This window comes from Massilimicrobiota sp. mt181 (assembly GCF_055420065.1).
In genome coordinates this window covers 23,960-36,832 of sequence record NZ_JBVAYN010000016.1, presented here as the reverse complement: position 1 = coordinate 36,832, position 12,873 = coordinate 23,960, and the positions used below count along the sequence as shown (strand labels likewise).

Here is a 12,873-nt window from a genome sequence, read left to right as displayed (position 1 = left end):
TGATATCTATCTTTAAATTTGAGATATTTGTAAATCCCCATTTTTTATGTAATTTAATTTTCTAAATGCTTTATACATACTATAACAAACAACCATTGGCAAAACAACGTCTATCAAAAATAGTGGTATCCAATAAGTTGTTGCCATGATTGAAAATGAATCCGTTAATCCTAATAATCCTGTTAATCCCATAGCTGAACCTTGCACACTGCAACGTAAAGAAAAAAGCACTGAAATCATTCCACTTAACATACTGGCGAGTAGTGGTGGTATCCATATAACAGGTCGTTTGACAATATTTTTAAATTGTAAAAGACTTGTCCCTAAACCAATAGCCAAAACTTCACCAAAACAATTATCATTCATTGACATCACAGCAAATCCAATCATTTGACTACATACTCCAGCCAGTACAGCTCCTAAAACAACACCATTAAAATCAACCATTATACTTGTTAAAAGTAAAGATGAAAGTGGTGATGTTGTGATGACACCAGCTAATAAAGCAACTAGCATTCCCATTAAAACAGAAGGCATAGTCGCACATTGTTTCATTACACTATTGAGCCAGAAAGAAACTTGATGCATAAATGGTCCTATAAGCCAGACAACCAAACCAGCACAGCCAATTGACATAACTGGTACCAGCCAAATATCAAAAGGTGTTTTTCCCTGTACCAAACGCCCTACTTCAATTGCTAAAATGACAGCTATATAAGCTAACAATGGATTCCCCGTCGCAAGCGATATCTGACCGCCATCTACAACAATTGTTCCGGCACCGATCGTTCCAGCCAGCAATGCCGTCAACAAATTCATCCCTCTAGCATCAATACATAAGCCCATTGCAATACCAATGGCAGGTCCCATTAAATAACCAAGCATGACTCCCCATTGATAAAGCATATTGATATGAACAGCCGTCCCAATCTGTTTCAAGATGATACCAAAGACAACACTCACAAAATAGCCATATGCCAATCCATTCAATGTTCTTACAATATAATTTTCATGTCTATTTCTTGCCATCCTGTTTTTCCTCTTTTCTTTGATGATTCATTAATGCAGGGAAAGCTTTCATAATACGACGCTCACTCATAGATTTATCATGTATCCATTGACGATAACTTGAGATATCATTTTCTTTCCATAAATCCATTAATTCATTAAAACTGTGTTTACTTTGTTCAACATCATCAATCAATTTTTGCATTGATGATTCTATATCCTTCATAAATTCATCTAAACGTTCATCCAAATGTGTCAATGATACGACTGTAAAAATAAGATCAATAATAAATATTGTCGTTAACATTGTTGCTATCACAACCAATGTAATTAAGCCATGTTGCATGATTTTTTCTAACAAATAAGGTTGAACAAATTTCACTGCAACAACACTAAAAACACCAAAAACTAAAAAACCTTCTAAACAAACTCTTCCATTAACATGAAAAGCTTTATCAGAATAATCCCACCATCTTCTATGATAAAGTTTCTCCATAGCCCATGATGTTATATATTCAATCACACAGGCCACAAATGCTCCTTCAATAAAAACAGATAAATAACTTTCATTAGCAGAAAATAAAAGAGAGACAGTGATGGCTCCAAAACCATATATTGGAACAATAGGTCCATTTAAAAAGCCACTATTTTTAATTCTATGACGCGTCATAATTGGACATATCAAAGATTCCCAGATCCATCCTGCAAAACCATATATATAAAAAGTTACAATATAAGCACTAATATATTTTTCCATATTAAACTCCTTATCTAGAAATATTATACTTCGTTTTTATGATTAAGCAAGAAAAAAACTGCTTACGCAGTTTCATTGATATTGAATATTTTGTTGTCTATTTAATGGGTAGATGGATAATTGTGAAGCAGAAACTTTATTTTTCATTTGAATACAATGAATTTGATTATTTTCATATGTCTTGTAATAATAAGCCCCATCATTCATGCTCATACAACAAGAATAAACCGTATAATCATCCTGATTTTGTGCTGTTTTCACTGAACCTTTGACCATTGCTACAGCATCTAAAATATGAAAAATCTGACTGATATTCTCTTCTTCTTTTTCACTCATCACAGCATTTTCCTTTAACCACAATGTTTTCACAAAACGTGAAGCAGGTGAAAAATCACCAGGAATACCTATTGTTCCAAACCCGTTTCCATAAGGCTTCAATGATTGATCCGTTAAATGATCTTGAGGATAAGACGATGTTAAATGCATATAGTTATGGACATTCCATTGATGATAAGGATAAGGTGGATTGTTGGTTAAAATATGAAAAGCATCTTGATAAACCTGCAATCCTGATTCTGTTGATTCTAGAATCAGACTCTCTTTTTGATCGGCAATAATCCAATGTAAAGGTGCTAAAGGCAATTTTTCATTGAAAGGTATATCTAAAAGATGAAAATGTTCAATCTCTTTTTTAACTTCCTGTACACTTTGATACTGTCCTAATATGTATGGAATCAATTCATAAGGCGTTATATTGATTTTATGAGACTGTTCTGGAAAATAACGGGCATTTCCAGGAAAATACAATCCAGCCATACATAATCCCTTTTCATTCATAGCCTCAGCATATAACGGATAATTGTCTACGACTGTTGCCATACCAATAAGCGCATATTGATTTTTAAATACAGTTTGATTTTTTAATGGAAATGTATAATGTCTTGGTGTGAGAACCACTTGCTCTCCAAATGAGATTTCTAAATCTAAATTTCTGCCAAAGTATCCATCTAATTGAAATGCTGTACACATATCAAAATCACCTCATTACCATTATAGACCATTTTCTCTAAAATAACAAAAAAACCTACACTTTCGCATAGGTTGAATACATAAATGGTGGAGCTTAGCGGGATCGAACCGCTGACCTCCTGCGTGCAAAGCAGGCGCTCTCCCAGCTGAGCTAAAGCCCCATTATTTAACTTATACATGGTGGGCCTGAATGGACTTGAACCATCGACCTCACCCTTATCAGGGGTGCGCTCTAACCAGCTGAGCTACAGGCCCATGTATATATATAAACAGAATTAATGGTGGGCCTGAATGGACTTGAACCATCGACCTCACCCTTATCAGGGGTGCGCTCTAACCAGCTGAGCTACAGGCCCATTAATCACTGCCCTAATATATTATCATAGCCTTCTTTTTTCGTCAATACTTTTTTTATTTTTATCTTCATGTTTTATAATGGAGCTGATAATGATTGAAAATATTCTTCAACACCATCACTAATAACAACTGCTAATTTCTTATGATATGCCTGACTTTTTAATTGTCCTCTTTCATTAGCATTAGAAATAAATCCACACTCGATCAATACTCCCAAGGACTGTGTTGCACGTAAAATATAAAAACTACAGGATGAAACATTCTTTCTTGTACCAGTTAAAGTTTTCATTTGATTATGAATTATTTCAGCCAAGCGTTTCCCTTCCTCGCTTTTATGATAATAAAAGACCTGTGAGCCCCAAGCACTTGAAGATGAAGAATTCAGATGAATGCTCAAAAATAAATCCGGTTGGTATTCATCTATCTGTAAAGCTCTTAGATACATATCATCCTGTTTAGAATAATTATAATCCCTTTTTGTCATATCCTGATCATCCGTTCTGGTAAGATAAACAGTTGCTCCTCTTGATTCTAATTCTTCCTTCAAGGCAAAACTGATTTTTAAATTCAATTCATCCTCATTGACACCAGCAACACTAGCTCCATTATCTAATCCACCATGTCCCGGATCCAAAACAATAACTTTTTTTAAAAGTGGTTGAGATGATGAGACATGAATAACAGGCTTATATAAACAAGCACATAACGCAAAGAGTACAATAAAAGACATCCATTTTTTCATATGAATCATCACCCGTTTATTTATATGAAAAGTAAGATGTCTTTATGCTTTTTGCTGATGAAATTAAATCTGTCTGATTTTGATTTTTTGTTTTAAATCTTTTCCAATCGTCAGTAACATTGTGATATAACAAGCGCCTCCACCAATAAAATTACTAATCGCTTCAGCAATAAATACACCATCTATACCCATATATATGGGTAAGATCAATGTCAGAGGTACGACAATAATCACTTTCCTGAATATTGAAAAGAAGACAGCTTGACCAGATTTTCCTAACCCCACAGCAACAGCTTGCCCACTCATTTGAAAGGCCATCATAAAAAATCCAAAGAAATATAGATGAAAGGCATGAATACCATCAGTAAGAATACTTTGATTGTGTGTAAAAATCTGCACAAAGAGTTCTGGAAACAATGTAACAGCAAGCCACAAAACAAAGCTAGCAATAAAGCATGTCACTGTTGTAAAACCAATACCTTGCCATACTCTTTGATATTGTTGTGCTCCATAGTTATAGCCTAATACTGGCTGTGATGCATTGGCGAGTCCCTGTCCAGGTAATGAAATCACTTCACGAATAGAATTAATAATAGTCATAATGGCAATATAGAAATCACCACCATAAGTTTGTAAAGTTGCATTACAAACAATTGTGACAAGCGAATTTGTTAAACCCATCATAAAACCAGCCATTCCTAAAGCAAAGATTTTTTGAACATGTTTTATTTTTAATTTTAATTTTTCTTTTCTTAATTTTAAAAGTGTTTTTTGACCCGTTAGAAAATAAAGCGTCCATATAGCCGAACACATTTGTGAAAACACTGTCGCAATGGCTGCTCCTTTGACACCTAAGTCAAAAACAAAGATAAAAATAGGATCCAAAACAATATTAATAACAGCTCCCAGTAAAACAGTCATCATCCCTGTTTTTGCAAAACCCTGACTGTTAATAAAACTGTTCATTCCTAAACTGATCAAAACAAATGGTGTTCCCAATAAATAAATACTCATATAATCATTCGCAAAATCAATTGTCTGATGACTTGCTCCAAATAGCCATAATAAAGGTTCTTTGATTGCAAAAGTTACAATCATAATCAGTACAGAAAAAATAAGTAACAAAGAAAATGCATTTCCCATAATTTCTTCTGCTAAATCATCATCACCACTCCCTCTGGCGATAGAACACAAAGGTGATCCACCCATACCAAAAAGATTCGCAAAAGCAATAATAATTGATATTAAAGGTAGACATAATCCCAAACCCGACATAGCCAATGTCGCAACATCTGGCAATCTTCCAATATAAATACGATCAACAACGTTATATAAAACATTAATAAACTGCGCAACAATCATAGGTCCAGCAATATGTAATATATGTGAAGAAACTTTTCCTTTCGCAAAATTATTCTGATCTTGCATATGGAACTCCTACTTTAAAAGATGAAGTAAATCTAAAGGACTTTCAAAAACCATTGCTGCACCATTCATTTCTTCTTTATTGACATTACCCCATTTGGCATATCCAAAATCAATTTGGGCATTATGAGAAGCCAGACAATCTGATTGCGCATCACCAATATAAATCACTTCATCTTTCTCTAATCCCAATCTTTTTAAACATTCTAATAATGGTTCAGGATCTGGTTTATGTTTTTGTGTATCTTCTGCTAAAATCGCAACTTTCATATATTGATCTAGTCCCTTATCAACCATATCAATTTGATATTGTGCTTTTGTTTTGGCTGAAACAACAGCCTGGATAATACCTGCTTCTTCAAAAGCTGGAAAAACTTTTTCAAAACCTTCATAAAGTGTTGCGCCTTCTTCATACTCATTGACATATTGAACCCATCTGGCATATGTTTTTTCTTTATCTGGAATCTTTAATTCTTCCATAACTTTCATACCAGGATAAGCCGCAAATTTTAATACATCTTCAAAACTCCAATCTTCATTAAGCTCTTCCTTAATAATTTTCATTAATGGATACATATTCATATTTAATGTATTTAAAACTGTTCCATCAATATCATAAATCACTGCTTTATATCTTTTCACTACATTTCTCCCCTTTATTTTTGAAATCATCATAAGCTTCCTTCAACCACTGATGTGGATATAGAATACGTTGATTTTTTAGCTGTTCGTCAAGAAACATATAAGAAGCTTTTTTTAAAGATATGTCTAACCCCTTTTGAATGACATGCAAATAAGGTGGTTCTCCTTTTTGATCCCATTTGATTTTATCTGCTAAAAAGACAACCATATCAATATCACTTGCATTTTTCTTTAATGTTGTATGACACGCTATCGCAGATAAAATATCCTGATCTTCTATCTTAAAAACTGTTTGTGCTATCAAAGCCGAAATCCTTTGATGTAATAGGAAAGGATATTTCTTTTCTGCTGGGTCAATCTCCCATTGATGAGAAAGCGCAATATCCATCATTTTTTGTGGTGATATCACAGCACTGATATCATGCAACAATGCTGCCTGATAACATTTGTCCATGTCGACATGAAATTTTTGAGCTAACTTTTGACTTTCTTTAACCACCTGCAAGCTATGTTCTTTTGTATGAAAACATTGATATGTATCAAAATATTGACACACATTATCTTTTAAATTGAAATCCGATGATATAAAATAGTCCATCATTGCTCCTCCACATAACGATTTATATGACGTTCAACAACTTCGAAAGTTGCTGTACCTGTCTCTAAAAGTGCCTGATGAAAGGCTTTATTATCAAAGGTATTGCCACATTCTTCTTGTACTTCTTCCTTCATATTTGCAATTTCTTCATACCCTACATAATAAGGCACAAAAGCAGCTGGATTCGCCTGTAACTGCTGATAAAGCATAGTCAAAGACTCATCATCTAACATCATGCCACTTTCTTCTAAAAAATCACTAACATCTTCTTTTGACCAACCTTCATAATGAATACCAATATCAATTAAGATTGTCAGACTATTACTCAACAATTCTGCTTCTTGATACAATTCTAACATATCTTCATCCATGTCTTCTAGATACTTCATACATTCATATTGAACATATGTCGCATAACCTTCACTGTAGGCCGGAGCGGATGCAATAGCTTTACGAAATGGGCTTGTCAGATTTTCATACATATACCCATATTGATACATATGCCCTGCAAATCCTTCATGAGCGACAGTTGTATATGTTGATAAAGACTGCACATCATTGGTCTTTGGATTGACACGTAACTGTTTGACCGATGTCCCATCGAGAGATGGAATATGAAAATAGGCTGTCACTCCTGAATCTGAAGCTAAATCTTCGTTGATTTCTTCTATCTGATATTCCAAATTTTCAATTTCAGGAAAATCCTGATAAAAATGAGATTGAATAAAATCTAGTATATCTTCATAACTTTGAAAAGATGTTTGAGGTAATTCTCCATTTGTATAATTTTCATAAAGTTCTGGATTTTGAATAGCCAATGCAACTAATTTTCGCATATGCTTGTGAAAGGCATCTTCCATCATCTCTTTGATTTCCTCTACCGTTTTATCAGTTCCACTGTTTTCCTGTAATAAGAGAGTATAATATTCCTTACCATATTGGAAATGTGCTAAGCCCTGCTCATTATTCACACCCTTTTGAAATTGCGTTAATGTGGTTACCATTTCCTGATAAGCTGGAAAGAAAGACGTTTGAAAAGCTTCTTCCATCTGCTGCTTATAACTATCTTTGAGATTATCATCCATATCTAAAGCATCAATATTATGTTGTACTGCTTCTAAAATAGGACTTTGATCCTTTTTATCTAAAATTCTTTGACAATATGTTAATACAGAATCAAAATCAATCATTAATAATTCTTTTTCTGCTTGTGTTTTTGTATACGCTAATGCTTCTTGTGTATAAGGCAAAATATCTTGAACAACAATCATCAGGTTTTGTAAATCCTCTTCACTACGTATGTCCCAGTCCGTCAATAGTGTTGGGAGTTGATAATGCAATCCCGTCATGCTTGTAAATACAGGTTCATAATAATCAAACTTCTCATCACTCATTTTTTGGGCAAGAGAAAGCTGAGATTGGTAAATATCATAAGAATCCTTTTGATCATCAGTCAAGGCATCATAATCAAATTGCATCAACTGATTGTAAGAATCATTTAATTTTTGTAAACTTTGTTGTTGATCCTCATCAGAAGCACCACTTCCTAGTCCAATCTCTACATGTTGCATATCAATACCAAAATCCTCTGGTGAAGTCGCATATGTATGTAATGAAACATAATCATCTTCCATTGCCTCAATAAATTCCTGATTTAAAAACGCATCAAATTCCTCTTGAATAATTGTATCATCTTGAAAATGACATCCTGGTATCAAAAAAATCAGAGCTAGTATCCATATATATGTAACAACTTTCTTGACATTTTTCATAACATTCCTCTTTTCTGATTTTATTGTACACACCTTTTCATATCATCATACTGACATCTTAATCATGCGTAACTTCTTTCCAATTTATGTTTTTCATCGCTTCCTGTAAAAACGCAAATAACTTCTTATTATTCTTGTCATAAATAGCATAATAAGTCACATGTGCCTCATCATTAATAATCGGTATGGCGACCCTATTTTCTTTTTCACGTTCATCAGTAAGCATCGTAATATCACTTCTAAAGTTAGGTAAAGCTGAAGCTTTGATTAATTCATTAAAAACTTGACCATCTTCCTGAAATAATAAATGTGACTGTGGAATCACTTTTTGACAAATCTCATTCCAAAATCCAATTCGAGACAACAACAAAACACTTTCACCATTTAAATCATCAAATGATATGTCTTTAAATAAGGCTAAAGGATGAGCTGGAGGTACTGATAAAAATAAATTCTCTTCGAACAACTTCACACATTCATAATGTGAATCATCGATTGGATGATTCAAAACAATGATAGAAAATTCATAGTTTTTTAATCCGTTTAATAAAACATCCTCATGAGAATCCAAGACATCATGAATCTGCATATCAGGATATTGTTTTGTGAGAACATGTTTTAATCCCCAGATAGGAGCTGGAGCACATGATCCGATATTGATTTCAAACTGACTGCGATTATAAGCCTGAAGAGTTGAAATTATCTGTTCTTTTTCATTCAAGAGCTTTTCAAAGAGTTCTACAGCTAATTTTCCATTTTGATTGAGTTCTATTTTATTTTTCTTACGATTAAAGAGCTTAATTCCTAATTCTTCTTCTAAACGTTGCATGGAACGTGTCAGGGCTGGTTGTGAAATCAACAAAACTTCAGCAGCCTTAGATAATGTTCCTTCTCTAGCAATCGTTAATAGTTGTTCTAACTGATAAAATTCTATCATTAAGACACCTCCTTATATTCACTATGCATTTTAATTATAGCACAATGAAATATTGATATTGTACTTTTTTTAGAGCTTTTCTTAAAATAAAGTTGAAAAAGGAGGGAGATAATGAAATATAAAAAACTTAATAATGGTGTCAATATGCCTATGTTAGGATTTGGAACCTTTCAGATTCCTGCTTCTCAAACAAAAGCATGTGTTTTAGATGCCCTGCAAGCTGGATATCGTTTAATTGATACAGCTTCAGCCTATTTCAATGAAAAAGAAATTGGTGAAGCTCTTAAAGAATCAGGAATTCCCAGAAAAGATTTTTTTATCACAACAAAAGTATGGATTCAGGATGCTGGCTATGAAAAAACATTAAAGGCATTTCAGACTTCATTGAATCAGTTAGGCTTAGATTATATTGACCTTTATCTGATTCATCAGCCCTATGGTGATTATTATGGTTCCTATAAAGCTATGGAAGAACTTTATAGGAAAGGCAAAATCAGAGCTATTGGTGTTTGTAATTTTAGTCCTGAAAGATTTGTAGATTTATATATGAATTGTACAATCAAGCCTATGATCAATCAGATTGAATATCATCCGTTCTTTCAACAAAAAGATGCTCATCATCTGTTTCAACAATATCATTGTCAGACACAAGCATGGGGTCCTTTAAATGAAGGACAAAGACAAATTTTTAACCATCCTATTTTAAAAGATATTGCTAAAAAGCATCATAAAACAATCGCTCAAATTGTTTTAAGATGGCAAATCGAACAAGATATTATCGTTATTCCTAAAACAGTTCATCAAGAACGTATGATTGAAAATATGAATATTTGGGATTTTCAATTAGATCAGGATGATTTTCAACAAATTGCAAAACTGAATCTTGGGCATAGTGAAATTATTGATTATCAATGTTATACAACTGCTAAAAATTTAAACAAATTTAAAATTCATGAAAATTCAACAAAGGAGATACGTATATGAAAACATTTGAACTTAACAACAAACAACACATTCCTGCCATTGGTTTTGGCGTATTTATGATTCCTAATAATGGTCCAACTTATGATGCGACATTAGCCGCATTAAAAGCAGGCTATCGTCATATTGATACAGCCGCTGGATATATGAATGAAAGTGATGTCGGAAAAGCTATCAAAGATAGTGGTATTAATCGTCAAGATATTTTTATTACTTCTAAATTATGGTTACAGGATTATGGATATGAAAATGCTAAAAAAGGTATTGAAAATTCATTAAAACTACTTGGTGTTGACTATATTGATCTTTACTTATTACATCAACCTTATGGTGATTATTTAGGGGCATGGAAAGCTTTAGAAGAAGCTTATGAAGAAGGAAAATTGAAATCTATTGGTATTTCTAATGTTACTGTCAACTTATGGAACAAATTTAAAGATGGTATGAAAGTGATGCCTGCAGTCAATCAGGTAGAATTCAATCCATTTGTTCAACAAAAAGAATTAAGAAAAGTGATGGATGAAAACAATATTTTATTGGAAGCATGGTATCCATTAGGACATGGTAATAAAGAATTATTAGAAAATCCTGTTATTTGTGAACTTGCTGCCAAATATCATAAAAATGCTGGTCAAATTATTTTAAGATGGATTAATCAGGAAGGTGTCATTGCTTTACCAAAATCTACAAATCCTGAAAGAATGAAAGGAAATATTGATATTTTTGATTTTGAATTAACAGCAGATGAAATGGAAAAAATGCGTGCTTTAGATACAGCTAAGCCAACACACAATCCTGAAGATCCAGCCAATGAAGTGAGATTATCACAATTAAAGATTCATGATTAATAAGGGGGCCCTGACATGAAAAAATTATGGATAAGTTTATTATGCGCTGGCTCGTTATTGAGTTTAACAGCTTGCCAAAATCAGCCCTCAATTACAGAAAATACATCTCAAAATGAAACAAGCCAAATCCAAAATGATGGAAAGATTTTCATTGCTTATTTTACAATGCCTGAAACAGATGGAACAGACGTTTCCTCTTCAGCCAGTCGTGTCATCAATAATGATGAACTGATGGGTGCAACAGAATATGTAGCCAGAGTCATTCAAGACAATACAGGTGGTGATCTATTTCAGATTGAAACAGAGCAGACATATCCAGGGACACACGATCCTTTAGTCGACCAAGCTGCTGATGAACAGGATGAACATGCACGCCCAGCATTAAAAACAACGATTGATAATCTGGATGATTATGATGTGATTTTCCTTGGTTATCCAAACTGGTGGGGAGATATGCCAATGCCTTTATACACATTCTTAGAAACTTATGACTTCAGCAATAAAACAATTATTCCATTTAATACACATGGTGGTAGCCTATTTTCACGTACCATCAGTACAATTGAAGAACTACAGCCAAATGCAACAGTTATTGAAGATGGTTTAACAATTTCCAGAAATGATGTTGCTGAGTCAGAAAATGAAATTGTAAACTGGATTGAAAGTTTAGGACTATAAAATATGTCTATCAGGAAAGTTTTACTCACAATGATTTTATTTTCAACATTCTTGGCTGGTTGTTCCTCAAATCAATCTTCCCATCAGGAAGATACGGCTTTAAAGATTCAAAGTATCCCAGAAAATTATAAATCACCTGCCACACATTCAGGTGAACTTGTCAAATTGGACTATACAACATATGAATCTTTAAGCTATGAATCCCATGAAAAAACACTACAAAAAAGCGCCTATGTCTATCTCCCCTATCAATACAATCCTTCACAACAATATAACATCTTCTATTTAATGCACGGAGGCTGGAGTAACGAAACAACTGTTTTAGGAACATCTGAGCAACCAACTGAATTAAAATATGCAATTGACCATGCGATTGAAGATGGGAAAATGGAGCCGCTCATTATTGTATGTCCAACTTATAATAATGAAAATCCTGATGACAGTGATAACTATAGCTTAGCCCCGACATTAACTGATAACTATCACAATGAACTTGTCAACGATTTAATGCCTGCTGTAGAAGGGAAATACAGTACGTATGCTCAAGATACAACGCCAGAAGGTTTACGCCAATCACGAAATCATCGCGGTTTTGGTGGATTCTCAATGGGTTCCGTCGCCACTTGGCATACCTTTGAATACTGTCTTGATTATTTTCGCTATTTCATGCCGATGAGTGGCAGTTTAACCAGTGATGGAGATTATATGGCTTCCATTGTTGAAAATGCTGGTTACTCATGGAATGATTTCTTCATCTTTGCCTTTTCCGGTACTGATGATTTTGCCTATCAGTCATTCACATCACAAATTGAAGCGATGAAGAATGCCAATAACAATATCTTTCGTTTTGCAGATAATGAAACAAAAGGTAATTTGAACTATCTTGTCAAGGAAGGTGCTTCACATGATCAGCAAGCTTCTAATGAATATACATACAATGGTTTGTTATGGTTTTGGAATCATTAATTCAACTTCCCATTATTTCAACAACAAAATCTTAAACCAGACATTCTTTTGTATTGCATCTATCATAATCTCCCCAACAACTTATTGTGCCTTTCTAAACCTTCATGACATATCTGAAAACAGTTGCTTTGGG

The 12,873-nt window shown here is 33.6% G+C and carries 13 protein-coding genes and 3 tRNA genes; 4 read left to right on the top strand and 12 right to left on the bottom strand.

Features of this window, described 5'->3' with window-relative positions:
• Nucleotides 1–12 precede the first annotated feature (12 nt).
• The 12 genes from ACZYT4_RS09880 to ACZYT4_RS09825 all read right to left on the bottom strand — a co-directional run bounded on the left by ACZYT4_RS09880 (nt 13) and on the right by ACZYT4_RS09825 (nt 9,267).
• Nucleotides 13–1,029 (bottom strand): PTS sugar transporter subunit IIC, encoded by a 1,017-nt coding sequence (locus tag ACZYT4_RS09880; RefSeq protein WP_463785193.1) that lies wholly within the window; start codon nt 1,027–1,029, stop codon nt 13–15.
• Nucleotides 1,016–1,765, bottom strand: coding sequence for a putative ABC transporter permease (locus ACZYT4_RS09875; protein ID WP_087244811.1), 750 nt, complete (start codon nt 1,763–1,765; stop codon nt 1,016–1,018). The genes ACZYT4_RS09880 and ACZYT4_RS09875 overlap by 14 nt, the downstream gene beginning before the upstream one ends.
• A 72-nt stretch (nt 1,766–1,837) precedes the next feature.
• On the bottom strand, nt 1,838–2,794 hold the full coding sequence (gene bsh, locus ACZYT4_RS09870; RefSeq protein ID WP_463785190.1) for a choloylglycine hydrolase: 957 nt from the start codon (nt 2,792–2,794) through the stop codon (nt 1,838–1,840).
• An 85-nt stretch (nt 2,795–2,879) separates the two neighbouring features.
• Nucleotides 2,880–2,955 (bottom strand) — tRNA-Ala (locus ACZYT4_RS09865).
• A gap of 17 nt (nt 2,956–2,972) precedes the next feature.
• Nucleotides 2,973–3,049, bottom strand: a tRNA-Ile gene (locus ACZYT4_RS09860).
• A 24-nt stretch (nt 3,050–3,073) separates the two neighbouring features.
• Nucleotides 3,074–3,150: transfer RNA gene (locus ACZYT4_RS09855), tRNA-Ile, on the bottom strand.
• Nucleotides 3,151–3,224: 74 nt separating this feature from the next.
• Nucleotides 3,225–3,893: an N-acetylmuramoyl-L-alanine amidase family protein gene (locus ACZYT4_RS09850; protein WP_463785188.1), complete on the bottom strand. Its 669-nt coding sequence runs from the start codon at nt 3,891–3,893 to the stop codon at nt 3,225–3,227.
• A gap of 63 nt (nt 3,894–3,956) precedes the next feature.
• Complete coding sequence (locus ACZYT4_RS09845) at nt 3,957–5,321, bottom strand: MATE family efflux transporter (protein WP_463785186.1); 1,365 nt, start codon at nt 5,319–5,321, stop codon at nt 3,957–3,959.
• Between the two features lie 9 nt (nt 5,322–5,330).
• Nucleotides 5,331–5,960 (bottom strand): HAD family hydrolase, encoded by a 630-nt coding sequence (locus ACZYT4_RS09840; protein WP_463785184.1) that lies wholly within the window; start codon nt 5,958–5,960, stop codon nt 5,331–5,333.
• Complete coding sequence (gene yqeK / locus ACZYT4_RS09835) at nt 5,947–6,558, bottom strand: bis(5'-nucleosyl)-tetraphosphatase (symmetrical) YqeK (RefSeq protein WP_463785181.1); 612 nt, start codon at nt 6,556–6,558, stop codon at nt 5,947–5,949. Before yqeK ends, ACZYT4_RS09840 begins: the two co-directional genes overlap by 14 nt.
• Nucleotides 6,558–8,330: a DUF885 domain-containing protein gene (locus tag ACZYT4_RS09830; protein ID WP_463785178.1), complete on the bottom strand. Its 1,773-nt coding sequence runs from the start codon at nt 8,328–8,330 to the stop codon at nt 6,558–6,560. The genes yqeK and ACZYT4_RS09830 overlap by 1 nt, the downstream gene beginning before the upstream one ends.
• A gap of 58 nt (nt 8,331–8,388) precedes the next feature.
• On the bottom strand, nt 8,389–9,267 hold the full coding sequence (locus tag ACZYT4_RS09825; protein ID WP_463785176.1) for a LysR family transcriptional regulator: 879 nt from the start codon (nt 9,265–9,267) through the stop codon (nt 8,389–8,391).
• Between the two features lie 111 nt (nt 9,268–9,378).
• On the opposite strand from ACZYT4_RS09825, the gene ACZYT4_RS09820 reads away from it, so the two are divergent.
• Genes ACZYT4_RS09820 through ACZYT4_RS09805 form a run of 4 tightly spaced genes read left to right on the top strand, consistent with a single transcriptional unit; the run spans nt 9,379 to nt 12,740 of the window.
• Nucleotides 9,379–10,251, top strand: a complete 873-nt coding sequence (locus ACZYT4_RS09820; RefSeq protein WP_463785174.1) for an aldo/keto reductase — start codon at nt 9,379–9,381, stop codon at nt 10,249–10,251.
• On the top strand, nt 10,248–11,096 hold the full coding sequence (locus tag ACZYT4_RS09815; protein ID WP_463785172.1) for an aldo/keto reductase: 849 nt from the start codon (nt 10,248–10,250) through the stop codon (nt 11,094–11,096). Before ACZYT4_RS09820 ends, ACZYT4_RS09815 begins: the two co-directional genes overlap by 4 nt.
• A gap of 15 nt (nt 11,097–11,111) precedes the next feature.
• Entirely contained in the window at nt 11,112–11,774 is a 663-nt protein-coding gene (locus ACZYT4_RS09810; RefSeq protein ID WP_463785170.1) for a flavodoxin, read from the top strand.
• Nucleotides 11,775–11,777: 3 nt separating this feature from the next.
• Entirely contained in the window at nt 11,778–12,740 is a 963-nt protein-coding gene (locus ACZYT4_RS09805) for an alpha/beta hydrolase (RefSeq protein WP_463785169.1), read from the top strand.
• Nucleotides 12,741–12,873 lie beyond the last annotated feature (133 nt).